20 protein-coding genes are annotated in these 19,445 nt (G+C 73.5%); 11 read left to right on the plus strand and 9 right to left on the minus strand.

Going from position 1 to position 19,445, the window contains the following annotated elements; all coding sequences use genetic code 11:
• Positions 1–54: 54 nt before the first annotated feature.
• Positions 55–1,050, plus strand: a complete 996-nt coding sequence (locus CTE05_RS10525; RefSeq protein ID WP_146846079.1) for a chymotrypsin family serine protease — start codon at positions 55–57, stop codon at positions 1,048–1,050.
• 103 nt (positions 1,051–1,153) lie between these two features.
• Complete coding sequence (locus CTE05_RS10530; protein WP_246123508.1) at positions 1,154–1,324, plus strand: hypothetical protein; 171 nt, start codon at positions 1,154–1,156, stop codon at positions 1,322–1,324.
• Between the two features lie 8 nt (positions 1,325–1,332).
• On the opposite strand, the gene CTE05_RS10535 is transcribed toward CTE05_RS10530, so the two are convergent.
• Together CTE05_RS10535 and CTE05_RS10540 are read right to left on the minus strand one after the other, a co-directional pair.
• On the minus strand, positions 1,333–1,530 hold the full coding sequence (locus tag CTE05_RS10535) for a helix-turn-helix transcriptional regulator (protein WP_146846081.1): 198 nt from the start codon (positions 1,528–1,530) through the stop codon (positions 1,333–1,335).
• Positions 1,527–1,943 carry a hypothetical protein gene (locus CTE05_RS10540; protein ID WP_146846082.1) on the minus strand — a complete coding sequence of 139 codons (417 nt, stop codon included), beginning with the start codon at positions 1,941–1,943 and terminating at the stop codon, positions 1,527–1,529. Before CTE05_RS10540 ends, CTE05_RS10535 begins: the two co-directional genes overlap by 4 nt.
• Before the next feature lie 155 nt (positions 1,944–2,098).
• On the opposite strand from CTE05_RS10540, the gene CTE05_RS10545 reads away from it, so the two are divergent.
• A complete protein-coding gene (locus tag CTE05_RS10545) occupies positions 2,099–2,740 on the plus strand; it encodes a biliverdin-producing heme oxygenase (protein WP_146846083.1) in 642 nt (213 codons plus the stop codon).
• 136 nt (positions 2,741–2,876) lie between these two features.
• A complete protein-coding gene (locus CTE05_RS10550) occupies positions 2,877–4,313 on the plus strand; it encodes a GGDEF domain-containing protein (protein WP_146846084.1) in 1,437 nt (478 codons plus the stop codon).
• Here the strand turns inward: CTE05_RS10550 and CTE05_RS10555 are convergent.
• From CTE05_RS10555 to CTE05_RS10565, 3 genes are all read right to left on the minus strand, one after another.
• Positions 4,310–6,301: an NHL domain-containing thioredoxin family protein gene (locus tag CTE05_RS10555; RefSeq protein WP_146846085.1), complete on the minus strand. Its 1,992-nt coding sequence runs from the start codon at positions 6,299–6,301 to the stop codon at positions 4,310–4,312. The genes CTE05_RS10550 and CTE05_RS10555 overlap by 4 nt on opposite strands.
• Positions 6,302–6,440: 139 nt before the next feature.
• On the minus strand, positions 6,441–7,577 hold the full coding sequence (locus CTE05_RS10560; protein WP_246123510.1) for a methyltransferase: 1,137 nt from the start codon (positions 7,575–7,577) through the stop codon (positions 6,441–6,443).
• A 4-nt stretch (positions 7,578–7,581) separates the two neighbouring features.
• Entirely contained in the window at positions 7,582–8,190 is a 609-nt protein-coding gene (locus tag CTE05_RS10565; protein WP_246123512.1) for a TetR/AcrR family transcriptional regulator, read from the minus strand.
• A 217-nt stretch (positions 8,191–8,407) separates the two neighbouring features.
• Here CTE05_RS10565 and CTE05_RS10570 point away from each other — a divergent pair, with 217 nt between their 5' ends.
• The 4 genes from CTE05_RS10570 to CTE05_RS10585 all read left to right on the plus strand — a co-directional run bounded on the left by CTE05_RS10570 (position 8,408) and on the right by CTE05_RS10585 (position 11,678).
• Positions 8,408–9,670 carry a sigma-54-dependent transcriptional regulator family protein gene (locus CTE05_RS10570; RefSeq protein ID WP_146846087.1) on the plus strand — a complete coding sequence of 421 codons (1,263 nt, stop codon included), beginning with the start codon at positions 8,408–8,410 and terminating at the stop codon, positions 9,668–9,670.
• A 183-nt stretch (positions 9,671–9,853) separates the two neighbouring features.
• Positions 9,854–10,036 carry a hypothetical protein gene (locus CTE05_RS10575; RefSeq protein WP_146846088.1) on the plus strand — a complete coding sequence of 61 codons (183 nt, stop codon included), beginning with the start codon at positions 9,854–9,856 and terminating at the stop codon, positions 10,034–10,036.
• 10 nt (positions 10,037–10,046) lie between these two features.
• Positions 10,047–10,574 carry a DinB family protein gene (locus CTE05_RS10580; protein WP_146846089.1) on the plus strand — a complete coding sequence of 176 codons (528 nt, stop codon included), beginning with the start codon at positions 10,047–10,049 and terminating at the stop codon, positions 10,572–10,574.
• 174 nt (positions 10,575–10,748) lie between these two features.
• Positions 10,749–11,678, plus strand: a complete 930-nt coding sequence (locus CTE05_RS10585; RefSeq protein WP_146846090.1) for a hypothetical protein — start codon at positions 10,749–10,751, stop codon at positions 11,676–11,678.
• Here the strand turns inward: CTE05_RS10585 and CTE05_RS10590 are convergent.
• Both CTE05_RS10590 and CTE05_RS10595 read right to left on the minus strand, forming a co-directional pair.
• A complete protein-coding gene (locus CTE05_RS10590) occupies positions 11,675–12,589 on the minus strand; it encodes a transglutaminase family protein (protein WP_146846091.1) in 915 nt (304 codons plus the stop codon). The two genes, CTE05_RS10585 and CTE05_RS10590, sit on opposite strands and share 4 nt — an antisense overlap.
• A complete protein-coding gene (locus CTE05_RS10595; RefSeq protein WP_146846092.1) occupies positions 12,586–15,171 on the minus strand; it encodes a circularly permuted type 2 ATP-grasp protein in 2,586 nt (861 codons plus the stop codon). Before CTE05_RS10595 ends, CTE05_RS10590 begins: the two co-directional genes overlap by 4 nt.
• Before the next feature lie 169 nt (positions 15,172–15,340).
• Between CTE05_RS10595 and CTE05_RS10600 the strand changes: the two genes are divergently transcribed.
• Positions 15,341–15,706, plus strand: a complete 366-nt coding sequence (locus CTE05_RS10600) for a nuclear transport factor 2 family protein (protein WP_146846093.1) — start codon at positions 15,341–15,343, stop codon at positions 15,704–15,706.
• Between the two features lie 24 nt (positions 15,707–15,730).
• On the opposite strand, the gene CTE05_RS10605 is transcribed toward CTE05_RS10600, so the two are convergent.
• Complete coding sequence (locus CTE05_RS10605; RefSeq protein WP_146846094.1) at positions 15,731–15,970, minus strand: Ntn hydrolase family protein; 240 nt, start codon at positions 15,968–15,970, stop codon at positions 15,731–15,733.
• A gap of 72 nt (positions 15,971–16,042) precedes the next feature.
• On the opposite strand from CTE05_RS10605, the gene CTE05_RS10610 reads away from it, so the two are divergent.
• The gene (locus tag CTE05_RS10610; RefSeq protein ID WP_222595458.1) at positions 16,043–16,657 is read left to right on the plus strand and encodes a GNAT family N-acetyltransferase; all 615 of its coding nucleotides are present in this window, start codon (positions 16,043–16,045) and stop codon (positions 16,655–16,657) included.
• Here CTE05_RS10610 and CTE05_RS10615 read toward each other — a convergent pair.
• Positions 16,650–17,420 carry an ion transporter gene (locus CTE05_RS10615; RefSeq protein WP_146846095.1) on the minus strand — a complete coding sequence of 257 codons (771 nt, stop codon included), beginning with the start codon at positions 17,418–17,420 and terminating at the stop codon, positions 16,650–16,652. The genes CTE05_RS10610 and CTE05_RS10615 overlap by 8 nt on opposite strands.
• A gap of 545 nt (positions 17,421–17,965) precedes the next feature.
• Between CTE05_RS10615 and CTE05_RS10620 the strand changes: the two genes are divergently transcribed.
• Positions 17,966–19,405, plus strand: a complete 1,440-nt coding sequence (locus CTE05_RS10620) for a YyaL domain-containing protein (RefSeq protein WP_146846096.1) — start codon at positions 17,966–17,968, stop codon at positions 19,403–19,405.
• Positions 19,406–19,445: the final 40 nt, after the last annotated feature.

Genomic DNA, 19,445 nt, shown 5'->3' on the forward strand with positions numbered 1-19,445 from the left:
GGGCAGACTGGCACCCGCTCGGGAGGTACCGGGCGAAGCGACAGGGGGATCTTCATGGACCACGGCACGGCACGCGAGACCAAGGCTCAGGCGGTCGACTACGCCCGGGAGCTGTCGGAGCAGGTCATCCGGCCGTCCGACGTCGCCGACGGCGGTCCCGCGCTGGCCATCGGTCTCGCCCCGCAGCCCGACGGGTCGTACGCGCTCGCGGTCCGGTACCGCCTGGGTCTGCCGTCGGTCCGGAGCATCGCGCGCAAGGTCGTCGCCGAGATCGGGCGGGACGTCGACGTGCGGCGCACCGGCCGGATCTCCACGCTCGCGGACGACCCGGCCAAGGTCCGTCCCCGGCCGCCGGTCATCACGGCTCACGCCCTCGGCGAGACGGGCCGCGCGCGTCCGCTGCGCCCGGGGATCTCGATCGCCCACGTCGAGGTCACCGCCGGCACGCTCGGTGCGTTCGTGCACAAGGACGGGGTCGTCCACGCGCTGTCCAACTACCACGTCCTGGCGGGGTCGCCGTCGGCGAAGGTCGGCGACACCATCCTGCAGCCGGGTCCGGCCGACGGCGGTCGCGTCTCGAAGGACAAGGTCGGCACCCTGGCCGCCTGGGAGGAGCTGCGACCGGGGCGGGATGCCACGGTCGACTGCGCGATCGCCCTCCTCGACGACCCGGAGGTGGACCCGGAGTACCCCGTCGGCCGGATCACGACGACGGCCGTCGCGCTCGGCGGTGAGCAGGTGGCCAAGATCGGCCGCACCACGTCGATCACCCGCGGACGCGTGACCGCGATCGAGCTGGACAACGTGGTCGTCGGGTACGGCGAGGAGCTGGGGGAGATCAGCTTCGACAACCAGATCGAGGTCGAGTCCACGGGGACCGGACCGTTCTCGCGGGGCGGGGACTCGGGCTCGCTGGTCTACCGGGCGGACGGCGTCGCCCTCGGTCTGCTCTTTGCAGGGTCGGAGTCGGGGGGCGAGAATGGCACCGGGTTGACGTACATCAACCCCATCGATGCCGTTCTGGACGCTCTTGGGGTCACACTGGTCTGACGACCGTCGGACCAGCCGCCCCCGCGGCCGCGTCGCGGTCGGCGGAAGGCGGACGACCATGGCGGACCTCGAACAGGCTCGGGCAGCGAAAGAGCGCCTGCGGATGACCTTGAAGGGTCGTTCCGACGTGCGCGGGATCGGGATCGCCCGGGCCGCCGACGGGTACCAGCTCCAGGTGAACCTGTCCCGCGACTCCGGCTCGGACCTGCCCGGCGCGGTCGACGGCGTCGACGTCCGGGTCCGCGTGGTCGGGTCGGTCCGCGCGAGCGCCTGACCGGGTCCTCACACCTGGTCGTCGAGGAACAGCTCGTCGACCCGGAGCTCGAAGAGCCGTGCGAGGCGGAACGCCACGGGCAGGCTCGGGTCGAACTTCTGCGTCTCGATCGCGTTCACGGTCTGGCGGGAGACGCCGATCCGGGCTGCGACGTCCGCCTGCGTCCAGGAGCGTTCCGACCGGAGCTCCGCGATGCGGTTCTTCATCGGTACCGGATCTTCCCCGCGGCGAACGCGACCACGAAGACGACACCCATGAACACCGGCAGGAGCGTCGCGACGTCCACGTCGCCCACGAGGCCGGCGCGCTCCGCGACGACGTAGCCGAACCCGGCGACCCAGCCCGCCCCGAGGGTGATGGCGAGCGCGTCGAGCATGATCTTGCGCTGGAGCTCGTCGACCGCGCGCAGGAGGCGCGTGAACGCGACGATCCAGAGGACCCCGGCGACGACGTTGGCCACGACGGCCGCCCACGTCGCGACCTGGCGCGTGTCGCCCCAGAGCTCGGGGCCGAATCGGGCGAGCGCGAGGGTCCCCACCCAGAGGAGTCCCGCTGCCACGAACACCCCCGTCGCCCTCATCTCGGCGCGGTAGGCGTCCGTCTCCTGTGATGCCTGCATGGGTCCGTCCTCCCGATCGCGAGTCAAGTTCACTTGACACGGTAAGCGAGCCCGCCGAGTGAAGTCAAGTTCACTTGACACGGCATCGTGGTGTAGGCGTACCTAACCTTCTCGGCTAGTGTTTCCTGACAATCCGTCAGCACCGAGGAGCCCCTGTGACCGCCGGCACCGTCCTGTCCCCGCTCTCGGTCGCGCTCCGCGAGGGGACCCGGGACGAGCACGAGACGGCGGAGCGCTCCGGGTTCGTCGAGCTGCTGCTGTCCGGTCGGCTCGACCGCGCCGCGTACGCCGACCTCGCCGCCCAGCAGCTGGTGGTCTACACCGCGCTGGAGGCTGCCGGGTCCCGGCTCGAGGACGACGGCAACCTCGTCTTCAGCGAGCTCGTCCGCGTGCCGGCGATCGAGCAGGACCTCGCCCACCTGTACGGCGCGCACTGGCGGGCCGAGATCCGGGTGCTCCCCGCCACGCAGGTCTACGCCGACCGCCTCGCGCAGGCGGCCGTCTCGCTGCCCCGGTACGCCGCGCACGCCTACACGCGCTACCTCGGCGACCTGTCGGGCGGCCAGATCATCAAGCGGATGCTGCAGCGCCACTACGGCTTCGTCTCCGACGGCATCGCCTTCTACGACTTCCCGCAGATCCACAAGCTCAAGCCGTTCAAGGACGTCTACCGGGAGCGGCTCGACGCCCTGCCCCTCGACGACGAGGCCCGCGCGGTCGTCGTCGAGGAGGCGCGGCTCGCGTTCCGGCTCAACGCGGACGTCTTCGGCGAGCTCGGGGCGGCGCACGTCCGATGAGCGTGGTGGCGCGGGTGAAATCTGCGCCCGGCGTGGGAACCTGACAGACACGCAAGCGCTTCCGCTACGCCAGGACGGGTGATCTCATGGACCTCTCATCCGTCTGCGTCGCTGCATCCGGGATCGAGGGTCGATGATGGGCGACGTGACGCGTCGCGGTTCGGCCGCTCCAGGCGCCCGCGCGGACAGCAGGTCCGCCGCGGGCATCGTCGGCGTGCGCGCGCTCGCCCTCGCGGCGCACCGTCTCGACCGCTGCCGGTCGATCGACGAGGTCGCGCACGTCGCCACCTCGACGGGCGTCGAGGTGCTCGACGCCAAGCACGTCGCGTTCTGCCGCATCGACCAGGACACGTGCCGGACCGTCGTCGTCGAGCCGCCACCCGTCGCTCCCCGCGCGGTCTGGATGGTGCGCGCCTCGTACCGCGCCGACGACCGCCCGGCGCTGCGCGCCCTCATCCGCGACCGCGCCAGCTGGGTCGCGCACGCGCGCACCGTGCACGACGAGCCGACCGTCCCGGACGACCCGGACGCCGGCGACCCCGTCGAGGTCGACACGCTCCGTGAGCTCGACGCCGCGACCGCGCTGGCGACGCCCCTGGTGGTCAACGGCAGCGTGTGGGGTCAGCTCTACGCCGTCCGCGGTCGCCCCGGCCCGCCCTTCCGGGTCGACGACATCGCGCGCGCCGAGGTGCTCGCCGCACTCGTCGCCGGGGCCGTCGCGCGGGTCGACCTCGAGGCGCAGGTGCGTCACCTCGTCGCCGACGACCCGCTGACCGGCCTGGCCAACCGCCGCATCGCGGACGCGGAGGCCGAGGCGGCGCTCGAGTCCGGCCACGAGACGTGCATCGTCATGTGCGACGTCGACGGGCTCAAGCGGGTGAACGACGAGCTCGGTCACGACACTGGCGACGACCTGCTGCGCTCCGTGGCCGACGTGCTCGGTCGCGCGTCCGCCGCGCTCCCGGGGTCGACCGCGGCGCGCATCGGTGGCGACGAGTTCTGCCTCGTGACCGTCGGGCGCCGGCGCTCCGAGGTCGCCGACGTCATGGCGGCGACCATCGCGGAGTTCCCCCTGCCGCACGGTGCCGCGATCTCCTACGGCATCGCGTCGACGGCGGTCACCGGCTCGGTGTCCGCCCGGCACCTGTTCCGGCAGGCCGACACCGCCCAGTACAAGGCCAAGCGCGCGCGGGCACGGGCGCTGCGCTCGCTGGTCCCCGCCGCGGCGGACCCCGCAGTCACCGCCGAGCGCGTGCTCGTCGCCGGGACGGCCGCGATCGTCGCCGCGCAGTCCGGTGTCGTCCCTCGGCTGTGCGCGTTCGCCGCGGCGGCCACCGAGACGCTCGGCGGGTCCGCCTGGGCGGTCCTGACCCGTCGCAACCCCGCCGAGCCGCCGTCTGCGGTGGCGCGCGGCGGGAGCCCGGCGGAGCTCGGGGTCGAGTCGTCGACCGCCGTCGTCATCCACGACCTCTGGCAGGTCGAGATCGGCATGTCCGCCACGGCGGCGACCGGTGAGGTCGTCGCGACGTCCCTCGACGCGCTCGCGGCGGTCGCGATCCTCGGGGCCCGCTAGCCGTGCAGCGGTAGCGTCAGGGTCGTCGGAGCGCCCTCGACGAGCCGGACGGGCACCCCCCAGTCCTGCGCGTTCAGGTGGCACGCCGGGTACTCGATCGCCGGGTCGGCGTCGCAGCTGGCCGCGTGCGCGGTGACGTGCAGGACGCCCTCGGTGACCGCGGGGTCGAGCCGCAGGAGCCGGTCGAGGGGCACGTCGTCGCCCGCGCCCTCCAGGAGCAGGCCGGGCGGGGTCGACGAGACCTGCAGGCGGGTGGACGGTCCGTAGCGGTCGTCGTACTTCTGCCCGGCGGCCGGGGTGAACACGACGTCGAGCCGCACCTCGCCGGGGGACAGCTCGGTGACCGGCCGCTGCGTGCGGTGGGAGCCCGAGTCCAGGAGCCGCCCGGCGAGCGTCGCGGGCAGGGCGATCCGCGTGAGCCGGTGCGCGGCCGACTCGACGACGAGCAGCGTCGACCCGCCGTCGAGCACGACGATCCCGCTGGGCTCCGCCAGGTCGGTGGCCAGCGTGGTGACCTGGCCGTCGGCGTACCGGCGCACGGCGCCGTTGTACGTGTCGGCGACGACCACCGACCCGTCGGGCAGGACCGCGACGCCCAGCGGGTGCTGCAACCGGGCCTCCTCGGCCGGACCGTCGCGGTGGCCGAAGTCGAACAGCCCCTCGCCGACGACCGTGTGCACGGTCCGCTCCACCGGGTCCACCCGGCGCAGCGCCGACGTCTCGGAGTCGGCCAGCCAGATCCGGTCGTCGGCCGCCACGGCGAGTCCCGACGGCTGCGCGAACCACGCGTCGTGCAGAGGCCCGTCGAGCAGCCCCTCGTTCATGGTGCCGCCGAGCAGCTCGATCGAGCTCTGCTCGTCGTCGAACGCCCAGAGCGTGTGGTTGCCGGCCATCGCCACGACGAAGGCGCCCAGCGGCTGCGACCAGGCGACGTCCCACGGGGAGGAGAGCTTGAGCCGACGAGGACCGGGCAGGAACGACGGCGCTCCGCCTGCCCGCCCGCTGCCGTCGGTCAGCGTCGTGAGCGTGGACGCGTACGCGTCGGAGGCGTCGCCCGGCACGCCGACGACCGGCTCGAACGCGGGCTCCTCGTCCGGCTCGTCCCAGGGCTCGACGCCGAGGAAGTTGTCCGCGGCGCCGACCATGTACTGCTCACCCGTCCCGGCGACCGTGGACACGACCCCGTCGGCGAGCCGGACACCGCGCAGGGCGTGGTTGACCGTGTCCGCCACCAGCACGTCGTACCCGAGCCGTGCGCGCAGCTCGTCCGGGACGAGGCACAGGCCGTTCGGCTCGCTGAACCTCGCCTCGTCGGGACCGCCGTCGACCAGGCCCCGCTCGCCGGACCCGATGCGGCGGACCAGGGTCTCCCCGTCGGCCTCGAGCTCGGCCAGGCTGTGGTGCCCGGCGTCCGCGACGAGCAGGTGCCCGTCGGGGAGCACGACCGCCTTCGCGGGGAACCGGAGCGTGCCCTCCGACGGCGCCGGCGGCACGTACGGTCCGTCGCCGCGGTGCAGCGTGCCCTTGGCCTCGTGCTCCGCGATCAGCTCGCCGACGAGGATCTCGACGTTGCGCTTGTGACCCTCGCCGGCCATCTGCGCGACGACGTAGCCCTCGGGGTCGATCACGACGAGCGTCGGCCACGCCCGCGCGGTGTACGCCGACCACGTGACCAGCTGCGGGTCGTCCAGCACCGGGTGGTGGACCTCGTAGCGCTCGACGGCGGCGGCGAGGGCCACCGGGTCGGCCTCGTGCACGAACTTCGGGGAGTGCACGCCGACGATCACGAGCACGTCGCGGTGCTGCTCCTCCAGCTCGCGCAGCTCGTCGAGGACGTGCAGGCAGTTGATGCAGCAGAACGTCCAGAAGTCGAGGATCACGATCTTCCCGCGCAGGTCCGCGAGCGTCACGTCCCGGCCGCCGGTGTTCAGCCACCCCCGCCCGACGAGCTCGGACGCACGGACCCGGGGCAGTCGACTCTCACGCACCCCCCCATTCTGCGCGACCCGCGCCCCGCCCCGGGACGTCGGCACCTCCGGTCGCGAGCGGACGTCCGACGATCTGGTCGCCCTGGCGCTCGGATCCGCGGACGCTACGCGGGCCGATCACCTCAGGCTGGGCAGGGCGTCAGGTGCGGTCGAGGACGTAGATGCGCGGGTGGTGGCCCTTGGCGAACACGCGGGTGGTGGAGCGGACCCGCCAGAGGGCGTCGGCGTCGCGCAGGCAGCGCTCCATGACCTTGACCTCGTGCGTGAGGACGACGAACCGGGCGCCGGGCGCGGCCACGTCGTAGGCGGCCTGGAGCATGCCGGCGTGGACCTCGGCGTTCGTGGCGTGCGCGCCGTGCAGGTCGCCCCACGGCGGGTCGGCCAGGAGCAGGTCCCAGCCTGTGCCGACGGCGTCAACGAGGGCGGGGCCGGTGCAGTCGGCCGACACCAGCGCGGCGTCGACGGCGGCCGCACCGAGGTTCTCCGCCGAGGCGGTCAGGGCGTCGGCCGACAGGTCGACACCGGTGGCCTGCGCCGCGGGGCCTGCGGACAGCCGCTCGACCAGGAGGGTGCCGGAGCCGCACATCAGGTTGAGAACGCGGTCGTCGGGGAGCGCGCCGCCCAGGCGCACCATCGCCGCGGCGATCGTCGCGTTCGCCGCGCCGGGGTAGTCCGCGACCCGCCACCGTCGCGCGGACAGGGGCCGTGCGCCGATGCGGACCAGGACGTCCCAGCCGGGGTCGCCGGACGCGCCGGCGCGTACCCCGCGGCGCACGCGGAGCACCAGCTCGCCCTGCTTCTCGTCGTACCGCAGGCCGGTGGCTTCGGCGAGCAGCTCCGCCAGCCGTGCGAACACCGCCGAGTCGCTGCCCGCGGCCTCGAACCGGAACGACGAGGAGCTGCCGACCTTCAGCGAGGCGTACATGGCGTCGACGATGCGCTGGAGGTGGTCGCCGCTGGTCAGCGACTTGGGGCGGGGGACGTCGAACCGCAGGACGACGAACGCGGCGACGGCGGTGCGCAGGTCCAGGACCGCGGTGAGCGGACCCCAGTGGGACACGTCGAGCGCGTCCTCGCGCCCGGGCACGGGGGTCGGGGGTCCGTCGAGCAGGAGGACCTCGGACGCCTCGTCGGCGAGCACGTCGCCGAGGCCCGGGAGGAACGTCAGCTCCAGGCTCGTGGACCGTCGGACCGGGGGACGAGTACGGGGTCGGCGCCCGACCGGGTGGCTGCCGTGATGGGCGGGAGGGGTGCCACCGCGTGCACGCTTGGCCACCGGGTCAGGCCGGCACGGGCGCGGGGGCGGCGCCGACGGCGCGGAGCACGAACGCCTCGGTCTGGGCGATCGCGCGGTCACGCTCGGGGCCGTCCGCGGGGACGCCACGACCGGACAGGCACGCATTGATCAGCGGCACCGTGACGTCGAGGTCCTGGGACGGGAACGCGCCGGACTCGATGCCCGCGGCGAGGATCCGGCGCAGGATCTGCTCGACCACCATGACGTGCTCGCGGACCCGCTGCTGGGTCCCGCGCGAGAGCACCGAGCGCAGCTCCGGGCCGGGCGCCAGGTGGTACACCTTCGTCAGCGCGGCCTGCTGGCGGACGTACGTCTGCAGCTGCTCGGTCGGGTCCTCGATGTCGTCCAGCGCGCGCTGCAGCGTGGCCGCGTACTGCTCGGTCTCGTGCGTGATGAACCCGAGCAGGAGGGACTCCTTGTCGGGGAAGTGGTTGTAGACGGCGGTGCGTCCGACGCCCGCGGCGGACGCGATCTCGGCGAGCGTGATCGCGTCGAAACCCTGGTCGGCCATGAGCGCCGAGAGGGCCGCGAAGAGCTTCTGGCGGGTCTGCTCCCGGTGCTCGTGCAGGGACCCGCCGATGATCTTGGGCATCGTGACATCATCGCACGATCTGTCATCAAATGGGTGCGCGGCCCCGGCTGGCGGCCGAGGAAGACCGGTACAGCCGGCCGTTCCGCATGATCACGCGGCTGAACTGTCGGAAATGTCCACCGTTCGGCGGCTCGTGTTCGTACACTCGGACATGCGCGGGGGCCGGGCGGTCCCCGCGCGAACGTGCGTTCTCGACGGCGAGGTCGGGAGGAGACGGATGACGGAGATCGTGGACACCGCCCGTGTGCGCGCTGCCCACGAGCGCTTCGTCACCACGGGACAGCTCTCCAGCCGCGCGGTGCGCACGCTGGTCGCCGACTCCTGGCGGCGCAGCCAGCGCAGCGGCGTCGACCCCGAGGTGCAGAACGCGCCCGTCGACATGGGCGGCAACGACCTCACCGGCTACCGCAGCTCCCTCGCGCTCGCGGCGGCCATGCCCGTCGTCCGCGACCTGCTCGTCGCCCCCGGTGCGGACGCCGGCTGGGTGACGGCGCTGACCGACGACGTCGGCCGGATGCTCTGGGTCGAGGGCGACCAGTCGCTGCGCCGCCGGGTCGAGGGCGTGGGCTTCGTGGAGGGCGGGGTGTGGCGCGAGGACTCCGCCGGCACCAACGCGCTCGGCACGGCCCTGGTCACCGACCAGCCCGTGCAGGTCGTCGAGGCCGAGCACTACGCCCGCAAGGTGCACCCGTGGAACTGCACGGCGGTCCCCATCCACGCCGCGAGCGGGCAGGTCCTCGGGGTCCTGGACGTCACCGGCGGCCCGATGGTGGCGTCCGGTCTCGTGATGTCCCTGGTCCGCGCCACCGTCGCGGCCGTCGAGGCGGAGCTCGCGCGCGTCTCGGCCCCGCCGACCCACCAGAACCCCGTCATCGTGCTCAGCGGCTCGACGACCGCGCGCCTGCGGGTGCTCACCTCACCGACGGTGCACATCAACGGCACCGACGTCCGGCTGAGCCTGCGGCACGCCGAGCTCCTGCTGCTCCTCGCCCGGCACCCCGCCGGGCTGAGCGCCGACGAGCTCGCGGTGCTGCTCAGCGAGCACGAGCTGTCGGACGTCACCGTGCGGGCCGAGGTCTCGCGTCTGCGGCGGCTCGTCGGACCCCTGCTCAGCGAGTCCCGCCCGTACCGCCTCACGGCGCCGCTGCGCACCGACGCCGACATGGTCCACGCGCTGCTCGACACCGGGGACGTCGACGCCGCCCTCACCGCCTACCCCGGACCGGTCCTCCCGCGGTCCGTGGCGCCGGGGGTCGAACGGATCCGCGACGAGCTCGCCGCCGACGTGCGCGCGGCCGTGCTGGCCAGCCCCCTGCCCGGGGTCGTGAGCCGCTGGCTGTCCTCCGACGCGGGTGCCGACGACTGGCAGGCCTGGGAGCGCCTGGCCTGGTTGGCACCGAAGGGGTCGCCGGTGCACGTGCGTGCCGTCGGCCGGCTCGACCTGCTGGGGCACCGCCTCGGAGCCCCCCCGCACGCCTGACGAGACCGCCCAGATCCGTCGTCTCACCTGCAACCTTCCTGCAACGTGCCGCGCCCTACGTTCCTCACGTAGCGAGGCGGCCCTTGCTGGCCGGGGGGTTGGACGAGCGGCGGCTGGGCGAGGATCGGAGGGGAGCTTCGCCCGGCCGCGGCGCTCACAGCAAGGGAACGACCAGGGGGTCAGATGATCATCGACGCAGGAGAGCCCGGACGCGACGTCTGGCTCGACACGCGTGACGACGGCTGGATCGCGGGGGAGTTCGTCGCGCCCGCAGCGGGACGCATCGACGAGTCCCGCGACCGGAACCGCGAGCTGCCGAGCACGTCGTGGTTCCTGACGTACTCGGGGTACGAGGGCGACCACTAGCCTTCCCTGCATGACGAACGAGGAGATCCAGCCCGACACCAAGGACTGGACCTGGGTCCTGTCGCAGCGGTGCCCCGAGTGCGGGTTCACCGCTGCCGACGTCGACGGACCGGCCATCGCCGGCACCGTGCGCGAGCTCTCCCCGCGGTGGGTCTCCGCGCTGCACCGGGTGGACGCCCGGGAGCGTCCTGACCCGACCACCTGGTCGACGCTCGAGTACGGGGCGCACGTGCGCGACGTCATGCGGATCTTCGGCGCCCGTCTCGAGCTGCTGCTGACGCAGGACGACCCGCTGTTCGAGAACTGGGACCAGGACGCGACGGCCCTCGCCGACCGGTACGACCTGCAGGACCCGCAGGTGGTGGCCGGGGAGCTCGCCGAGTCGGCCGACAGCACCGCGGCCCTCTTCGACTCGGTGGCCGACGACCAGTGGGGCCGGTCGGGGCGGCGGTCGAACGGGTCGGAGTTCACGGTGCTGACGCTCGGGCAGTACTTCCTGCACGACGTGGTGCATCACCTGCACGACGTGCGTGCCTGAACTCTCGCGACAGGGAAGCGCTCGCCGCGATCGGACGCGTTGTCCACAGGGTGTGTCCACAGCCGTGTGCAACACGCCGGAACCTGTGGACAACTCGCTGACCAGCCCGGACTCGCCGGAAGGCACGCCGAAACTTCACCCGCTCGCATCACAACCTGTGTACGGTCCTCCGGCATGAGCCTGCCGCTGGTCGACCTACCCAGGGAGCTGGACGGGCGGAATGTCCTCGTCGTGCCTCGCGGCACGAACGTCGCCGTCCTGGCCGTCGCCTGGTTCCCCGACGCCGCGTGGACCCGTGAGCCGATCGACGCCGAGGAAGCCGCGAAGTCCCGCCCGATGACGGGTGCGCGGTTCCGTGGCATCGCCTCGGTCGTCACCGAGCCGGTCCCCGGCCTGCTGCGGCTGAACGGCGCCGCCTCGCTCGAGGGGCCGGTCCCGGCGGGTCGGGCCGAGGCCCAGTCGACCGGGCTCGCCGTGCCGGCGGTCGACCTCTACGCGCTGGTCCCCGCCGACCCGCGGGCGTCCCTCGACCTCGTGTACGGCTGGATGGCCGCGGCCGCCCGTCGGGCCGGTGGCAGCATCGTCCCCGCGGACCGCGCGCACCCCGTGGTGGTGCCGGACCCCGGTGCCGCGGTGGACCTGACCCTCTGGTCGCCGATGCCTCTGTCCGCGCAGGACGCCCTGCCGCTGGTGCGCCCGGCCATGAGCGGGGCGCGCGTCGGGCCGACGGACGTGCCCCGCCCGCAGCAGTCCGAGGGGACGTCGGGTCCGCCCACGTTCTCCGTGACCGCGACGTTCGAGTACGACGGGGCGATCACCGTGCGGACCGGGCGCTCGAGCGAGGTGCCCGTGGCGCTGTCCCGGCTGGACTGGCGCGAGTTCGGGCCGTGGTCGTACCACGTCACCTGGATCCCGCCGGAACCGGAGGAGCTGCGTCAGGAGCACCCCTCGCAGCTGCACCTGATCGCGCGCTCGCGGGTGGTGCCGTCGGTCGCGCGCATCGCCGCGGCGCTGTGGCGGGCCGTCGGCGGGACGGTCGTGGACAGCGGCGGGTTCATCGTCACGCCGGGCGAGCTGCAGGACCGGGCGACCGCGCCGCGCTAGGCGAACGGCTCGCTGCCGCTGGGCACCAGGTCGACGGACACCGTCAGCCGGGAGCCCGAACCCTCCGTGAAGATGACCCCGCGCAACGGCGGGACGTCGTCGTAGTCGCGCCCCCAGCCGAGCAGCACGTACCGGTCGTCGACGAGCTGGTCGTTGGTCGGGTCGACCTCCACCCAGCCGGCGCCGGGCACCCACGCGGACACCCAGGCGTGCGACGCGTCGGCGCCCCGGAGCTTCTCCCGGCCGGCCGGCGGACGGGTCTCGATGTACCCGCTGGAGTACCGCGCGGGCAGGCCGTGCAGGCGCAGCGCGGCGATCATCAGGTGCGCGAAGTCCTGGCAGACGCCCGCTCGCTGCGCGAGCAGCTGGGCCTGCGTGGTGTGCACCGTCGTGGAGCCCGACCGGTACGCCAGCTCGGTCCGGATCCGGTGCGCCAGCTCGATCAGCACCTCGACCATCGGCCGGTCGGTCGCGAACGTCGGGGCCGCCCAGTCGCGGACCTCGTCGGCGAACGTGACGTGCGGCGACGGGAGCAGGGCCTCGCGCAGGTCCACGATGCTCGGGTCCAGCCGGCCGACCTCGCCGGCGGCGACCCGCCGCGCCACCTCGTGCCACCCGACGACCGGGAGGGCCGCGGGGTCGGGCGCCTGCCGCGTGACCTCGATCGTCGACCGCGACGTGACCACGAGCCGGGTGTGCGGGGTCGTGACGCCGAAGTACGTGGTGCGGTTGCCGAAGTAGTCGACCCACTGGTTGGTGTCCGCGGGCGCCGGCTCGATCTCGACCGACGTCGACAGGCACGACTGTCCGGGGACGTCGCGGGGCGTCATCGTCGTGCGGCCGTAGGAGTCGGTCACCACGTTCGCGTACGAGTACGTGGTGCGGTGGACCAGGTCGTAGGTGCGGCTCACTCGCCACCACCGTCCCGGGCGTCCCAGGGGTCCTCGAGCGCGCGGCTCGGTGCGAGCCGGACGAAGTGCACGCGCTCGATCTCGTCGGCCGCGGAGTGCAGGCGCCAGAGCATCGACTCCAGCGTCTCGGCGAGCCGCGAGCGCCGGCCGTCGTCGGTGACCGCGGCGGCGATCGCGACCGCGTCCACCTCGGCCAGCAGGTCGACGACGTCGGACAGCAGGTGGTCGCGCTGGTCAGGCGCCCGGCCGGCCAGCGGGACGAGGGCGAGCGACTCCTGGAGCCGGTCCAGCTGGTAGGCCAGCGAGCGGGGGTTCGTGCCGTCGAGGAGCAGGAGGTCCAGCACCTCCGCCAGACCGGCACCCGTCTGGTGGCGGCGCCGGTACGTGATCGCCGACTCGTGCGCGAGCAGCACCGACTCCAGCACGACGGCGTCGACGTCGGCGGGCCGGCGCTGCACGACGGTCGCCAGCAGGCTCTCGACCAGGTGCTGCGCCCGCTCGATGCGCCGGCCCGCGTCGAGGAACTGCCACCCGACGTCCCGCACGAGCCCTTCGGCGGTGATCCCCGCGATGGCGAGCAGCCCTTCGAGGACCTTGTCGAGCGCGGGCCGCAGGCCGGCCGTCACGGTGTTGCCGCTGACCACGCCGAGGTCGAGCGAGTCCGCTCCCTGCGTCCGGCCACGGGTCTTGGCGCGCTCGTCGCGCAGCGCCCGCTCGATCCGCGCGAGCGGGCCGAACGTGTCGGTGGAGAGCTGGTCGCGGACGGCAGCGGCCGCGGCGGCCAGGCGGCGGACCGAGCGCGCGACCGTGCCCGGGGTGCGGGGGTCGAGCACCAGGTCCCGGAACGCGGGGGGTGTCTGCTCGGTCGGCGTGAGCGCCGAGATGAGCACGTCGAGCGCGCGGCCGCCCACGGAGGCGGGGCGCTGGTGGAAGTCGTCCCAGCGGTCGACGACGACACGCAGCACGCGGCTGGCGTCCTCCGCCCGCTCGGCGTAGCGGCCCATCCAGTAGAGGTTCTCGGCGGTGCGCGGCGAGATGCCCGTCGCGGGGCGGCGCGGCGTCGCGACCTCGCCCGCCGCCGACTCGTCGGACGGCACCCACGGCTCGACGGGTGCGTCCGGCTGCGTGGAGAGCACCCACACGTCCTTCGCGGCGGCGCCGAGGGACGACGACACGACGTGCCCCGCCGCGACGCGCGCCAGCCCGCCGGCCAGCACCGTGTACGTCCCGCCGTGCGCGACCGCGTACGTGCGCAGGACCGCGGCCCGCGGACCGAGGTCGGCCGGGCCGACGCCCTCGGCGGACGGCAGGTCGCTCCCGACCCCCACCGGGGTCCCGTCGACGGTCGGGCCGGCCGGGCCCACGGGCTCCTGGCCCACCCACAGCCACGGCTCGGCGCTGATCCGGGCGGCCAGCTGCTCGCGCTCGCGGTGGCTCAGGGTCCAGCCGAGGATCGTGCCGACGTCGGTGCCGCGGACCGTCGGGAGCACCACGAGCCGTTCGAGGTGGGTCACGACGTGCTGCAGGGACCGCGGCTCGCCGCACCACCAGGTGGGGGCCGACGGCAGGGCGAGGTCCTGGTCGAGCACCGCGTTCGCCAGCCGCGGCAGGTACGTGAGCAGCGCCGGGTTCTCCAGCACCGAGCTGCCCAGCGGGTTGACCACGCTGACCGTCCCCGCGCGCACCGCGCGGACCAGCCCCGGGACGCCGAGACGGGACCCCTGCCGCAGGTCCAGGGGGTCGCACCACTCGGCGTCGACGCGCCGCAGCACCACGTCCACCGGCTCGAGACCCTCGACACCGCGCATCCACACGCGCCCGTCGCGGACCAGCAGGTCGGACCCCTCCACGAGCGGCAGGCCGAGCATGGACGCCAGGTACGCCTGGTCGAACGCGGTCTCGCTCGACGGTCCCGAGGTGAGCAGGACGACCCGCGGCTGCTCGGCGCGCCCCGGGGCGACGTCCCGCAGCGCGAGCCGCAGCGCTCGGAAGAACGGGCCGAGGCGCTGGATGGACGCCTGCCGGTACACGCCCGAGAGCACCTGGGAGACGACCCGGCGGTCCTCCATCGCGTACCCGACGCCCGACGGCGCCTGGGTCCGGTCCGCGACCGCGCACCACCCGCCCGCGCCGTCGCGCACCAGGTCCGTCGCGGTGAGCACCAGCTCCCGCCCGCCGGGCAGCCGCAGACCGTCGACGGCCCGCACGAACCCGGGGTGCCCGAGGACGACCGTGGGCGGCAGGAGCTTGTCGGTCAGGAGCAGCCGGTGGCCGTACGCGTCCTGCAGGATCGCGTCCAGCAGCTCCGCCCGCTGCACCAGCGCCGCGTCCAGGCGGGCCCACTCGGGCTCGTCGACGATGACGGGCAGCGGGTCCAGGTGCCAGGGGTGCTCGCCGTCCTCGGAGTCCGCGCCGTACGTGACGCCGTGGTCGGCGAGGAGGCGCTCGGCCTCGTCGCGCGCCCGCGCCAGTCCCGGTCCGGTCGGGATGTCGGCGGGGTCGGGGAGCCACGACCAGTCGGCGCGATGGTCGACCGCGCCCGGCTCGCCCTGCGGGCGGGGGGAGGACAGCAGGTCGGTCACCAGAGGAGTGTGTCCTACGCGTGCACTCTGCGCGGTGCCCGGACGCGCGTGTCAGACGGCCGAGCCGGCGATCGCTGCCGCCACCGGCACCGTTCGCTGCACCGATCGCCGGTTCGAGGTGCACCGTGATGAGGTGAGACGACGGCTGCGGCGAGACGAGGAGGCACCGATGGGTCGGGACGCTGTCACCGGGTGGGTCGAGCGGTACGAGGAGGCGTGGCGGGCGCAGGACGTGGACGCCCTGGACGGGCTGTTCGCGCAGGACGCGCGCTACCTGCGGTCGCCCTACGACGCGGAGCCGCTGGACGGGCTCGACGCGATCAAGGGGTTCTGGGTGGACCCGACACCGTTCACGATGACGGCCACGGTGGTCGCGGCGGACGGCCCCGACGCGGTGGTCAGGGTGGAGGTCCGGTACGGCGGCGACGAGCCGCAGGAGTACCGGGACCTGTGGGTGCTGCGGTTCGCGCCGGACGGGCGCGCAGAGCTGTTCGAGGAGTGGGCCTACTGGCCGGAGAAGAGATACACCGTCTGAGTCAGCGTCGGCCGCGGACCGAGGTCAGTGCAGCAGGGAGATGATCTCCCACGATCCGGGGTCGGGCTGAGCGGCGATCTGCTCGCGGGCGAGCGCGAACGCCTCCTCAGGTGTCGGGACGACGACGCTCGCGTGGAACGTCGTCGCGCTGCTCAGCACGCTGTACAGCGGGCCCAGTGGGTTGCCGTCGTCGTCGCACTTGCCGACGGCAACGACGAACGCCTGGTGCAGCAGGTCGGGGGCGGAGTCAGTGATGAGCGTCACTCCCTAGACATCGGCAGGTCGGAGCCGATCCTGGAACCCGGAGGGGCGTAAACGCGTGAGAAAGTCGTGTGCATGCCTGCCGCACCCGGGATGATCCGCCCGTTCCACCCGTCCGACCTCCCGGGGATCTACCGGATCTGCCTGCTCACCGGCGAGGCCGGCGGCGACGCGACCGGCCTGTACCGCGACCCCGACCTGCTGGGTCACGTGTACGCCGGTCCGTACCCGGTGGCGGACCCGGGGCTCACGTTCGTGGTGGTCGACGGGCTCGGGCTGGTGGGCTACATCGTCGCGACGGCCGACACCCACCGCTTCGAGCAGTGGCTGGAGCGCCGGTGGTGGCCGACGCTGCGCGCGCGGTACCCGGTGCGCGAGGACCCGCACGACGGCACAGAGGACCACGTGCTGGTCGGTCGCATCCACGATTGGGCCGCGGCCGACGACGCCCTCGTCGACCGGTTCCCCGCGCACATGCACATCGACCTGCTCCCGCGGGCGCAGGGCCTCGGCCTCGGTCGTCGGCTCGTCGAGACCCTCGCGGCAGCGCTGCGCGAGCGCGGGGTGCCCGGGCTGCACCTCGGCGTCGACAGCCGCAACGAGGGTGCCATCGCGTTCTACACGCGGGTCGGCTTCACGGAGGCGGCCCGCCACGACTGGGGCAGGACGCTGACGCTCGACCTCACGTGACGGGGTCGTCCCGGTGCAGGGCGAGCACCCGGTCGACGTCGTCGACGGTGACGCCCGGGACGTCGAGCACCTGCCGCAGCCGGGTGAGGGCGTCCACCGGTTCCGGCGCCCTCTTCCGCGGTGCCAGGAACAGGTTGGCCAGGTAGCCGGTGAACGTCCCGAAGATGCCGACCCCGACGACGATGATCATCGCGCCGACGACGCGCCCCTCGTTGGTCACCGGGTACTGGTCTCCATAGCCGACGGTGGAGATCGTCACGATCGTGTACCAGAGGGCGTCCGACGCGCTCGTGATGTTGGCGCCCGGGGCGTCGTCCTCGATGCGCAGGATCGTGAGGCTGCCGAACTGCAGCACGAGGATGCCCGTGAGCAGCAGGGTGTACAGCGCGCTGCCGGCGCGGTCGCGGACCAGCGTCCGCAGGACCTTGCGCCCGCCGACCTCCCGCATGAGCCGGACGACGCGGACCAGGCGGAAGATGCGCAGGAACTTGAGCTCGGCGAACGGCAGGCTGGCGAGCAGGTCGGCCCAGCCGAAGTGCCGGAAGAAGTAGCCCGACCGCGACGGGGCCGTCACGATCCGGTAGGTGAAGTCGAGGAGGAAGACGCCGCTGAAGATCGCGTTCATGATCAGCAGGACGTTCTGCAGGTCCGCGTCCTGCCGGGTGACGGCGACGAGGACCAGGTTGAAGATCGACAGCAGCGACAGCGCGCCGATGAAGATCTCGTACCCGATGCCCTTGAGCTCACTGCGCGGCGCGCCCACGCCAGGAGTCTGGCACGCGGCGGCGGCCCACCCGGCTGTTCGTCGGACGTGTCGGGCGCAGCCTCGGACCGGCCGGGTCACGGCGATCGTGTGACGACGGTCAACACGTGCTTGACTCTGTCGCACCGACGCGTCACTCTGAGTACGACGTCGCAGGGTCGGGGCTCCCAGGAGGGTGGGGATCCCGGCCCTGCGCGCATGACCGGCAGACGTGAGAGAAGCCGTCGCGACCCGCCGCGCGGGGCCCGGCCCGCTGCCCGCCCGGACCGTCCTGATCGGAGACGTCCGGCGCCGAGGCCGTGGACGCGCCGCCCCGCCAACCACGCCTGGGCGTGCGCGTCGAGCGGTCGTGGGGAGGCTCTCGGGTGGTTGCTCCGGACACGTGTCAACGACAGGCGCTCGGAGAACGGACACGTGTCACTCTTCCGGGCGGGGCCGAACGATTGTCGGATCTGTCCAGATCTTCCGTTGGGCCCGATGTGTCCCTACCGTGGTCCCGGGCCGCACCGCCGCGGCCCGCTCGCCGCCCTGGAGGGTCCCCTGCGATGCCCGACACCACGATCGACCCCGTCACGCCCCACGACGCCCTTCCCGCGCTCAGCCGCCGGTCGTTCCTCGTCCTGAGCGGCGCGGCCGCCGCCGTCGCCGCCAGCGCGACGAGCGCCTCCGCCGGAGGACTGCCCTCCGCCGGCCCGGTCGCCGCGCACGGCAACCCGCACGGCAGCGCCGCCGCTGCGCGCAGGGCCGCCGTCGCCTTCCTGCAGAGCGCGACCGACGCGTACCCGACGCTCAACACCGGGGCGCGCCTGCCGCAGAGCTACGCCGACGAGCTCGGGCTGTTCAGCACCGCGTTCGTGTACGACAGCGCCCTCGCGGTCATCGCGCTGCTCGCCGACGGTCGCCGCAGCACGGAGCAGACGGCGCGAGCCATCGGCGACGGGCTCGTCTACGCCCAGGAGCACGACCCCGGCTACGCCGACGGCCGCCTGCGGCAGGGCTACAACGTCGGGCCCTACACGTTCTACGACGGCAACCCGCAGCCGTACGGCTTCGTCCTGCCGGACGGCTCGGCCAACATCGGCTGGCAGTTCGGGTTCCTCGGCACCGCCGTCGGCGACATGGCGTGGCCCGGCATGGCGCTCGCCCAGCTCTACGCCCGCACCCGCGACCGCCGGTACCTCGACGCCGCGGTCCGCATCGGCACGTGGATCACGACGAACACCTGGTCCACGCAGCCGCTCGGGGGGTTCTCGTTCGGCGTCAACGGCGCGAACGTCCCGGTGCCCAACGGCTCGACGGAGCACAACATCGACTGCGTCGCGTTCTTCACCATGCTCCGCGAGCTCACGCGCGACAGGGCCTGGTCGAAGGCCGCCGCCCACGCTCGCGCGTTCGTCGACCGCATGTGGGACCCCGCCCAGGGCACCTTCTGGACGGGGACCAACGACGGCATCGAGATCAACAGGTTCCCGGTGCCGCTCGACCCGGCGACGTGGAGCTGGCTCGCGCTGCGCGAGAAGCGCTACGCGGGTGCGCTCGACTGGGCGGCGTCCGCGCTCGCCGTCACGGACGACGCGAGCGCTCCGACGTCCCAGCTGCCCGACGGCGAACGGCTCTCCGGCGTCACGTTCAGCACGGCGAGCCTCGTCTCGACCGCGCAGTACAACGGGATCACCGTGCACCCGCAGGGTGTCTGGCTGGAGGGCACCGGCCAGCTCGCGACGTCGCTGGCCGACCGCGGGCGCCGCGGCGACAAGCGCGCCGTGGACGGCCTGCTCGGCCAGGTCCGGCACGCGCAGGACGTGCTCGGTGCCGGTCAGCACCTGGGGGGCGTGGAGGTCGACGGCGGGATCGTCGCGGCGTCCAGCCTCCTCGACTCCGGGTTCGGCTTCGGCTACTTCCAGGTCCAGCACGTCGTCGCGACGTCCTGGTTCGTCTTCGGCGACCTCGGCGCGAACCCGATGCGCCTGAGCCGCAGGAGCTGAGCAGCGCGGCGGGTGCGCCCGGTGGAGACCGGGCGCACCC

It is taken from the genome of Cellulomonas terrae (assembly GCF_007990265.1).
In the GTDB taxonomy this organism is placed as follows: domain Bacteria; phylum Actinomycetota; class Actinomycetes; order Actinomycetales; family Cellulomonadaceae; genus Cellulomonas; species Cellulomonas terrae.

Coding starts and splice junctions, on each gene's coding strand:
- CTE05_RS10525 (WP_146846079.1), top strand. CDS start 55: ATGGACCACGGCACGGCACGCGAGACCAAGGCTCAGGCGGTCGACTAC.
- CTE05_RS10530 (WP_246123508.1), top strand. CDS start 1,154: ATGACCTTGAAGGGTCGTTCCGACGTGCGCGGGATCGGGATCGCCCGG.
- CTE05_RS10535 (WP_146846081.1), bottom strand. CDS start 1,530: ATGAAGAACCGCATCGCGGAGCTCCGGTCGGAACGCTCCTGGACGCAG.
- CTE05_RS10540 (WP_146846082.1), bottom strand. CDS start 1,943: ATGCAGGCATCACAGGAGACGGACGCCTACCGCGCCGAGATGAGGGCG.
- CTE05_RS10550 (WP_146846084.1), top strand. CDS start 2,877: ATGGGCGACGTGACGCGTCGCGGTTCGGCCGCTCCAGGCGCCCGCGCG.
- CTE05_RS10565 (WP_246123512.1), bottom strand. CDS start 8,190: ATGCCCAAGATCATCGGCGGGTCCCTGCACGAGCACCGGGAGCAGACC.
- CTE05_RS10570 (WP_146846087.1), top strand. CDS start 8,408: ATGACGGAGATCGTGGACACCGCCCGTGTGCGCGCTGCCCACGAGCGC.
- CTE05_RS10575 (WP_146846088.1), top strand. CDS start 9,854: ATGATCATCGACGCAGGAGAGCCCGGACGCGACGTCTGGCTCGACACG.
- CTE05_RS10580 (WP_146846089.1), top strand. CDS start 10,047: ATGACGAACGAGGAGATCCAGCCCGACACCAAGGACTGGACCTGGGTC.
- CTE05_RS10585 (WP_146846090.1), top strand. CDS start 10,749: ATGAGCCTGCCGCTGGTCGACCTACCCAGGGAGCTGGACGGGCGGAAT.
- CTE05_RS10600 (WP_146846093.1), top strand. CDS start 15,341: ATGGGTCGGGACGCTGTCACCGGGTGGGTCGAGCGGTACGAGGAGGCG.
- CTE05_RS10610 (WP_222595458.1), top strand. CDS start 16,043: ATGCCTGCCGCACCCGGGATGATCCGCCCGTTCCACCCGTCCGACCTC.
- CTE05_RS10620 (WP_146846096.1), top strand. CDS start 17,966: ATGCCCGACACCACGATCGACCCCGTCACGCCCCACGACGCCCTTCCC.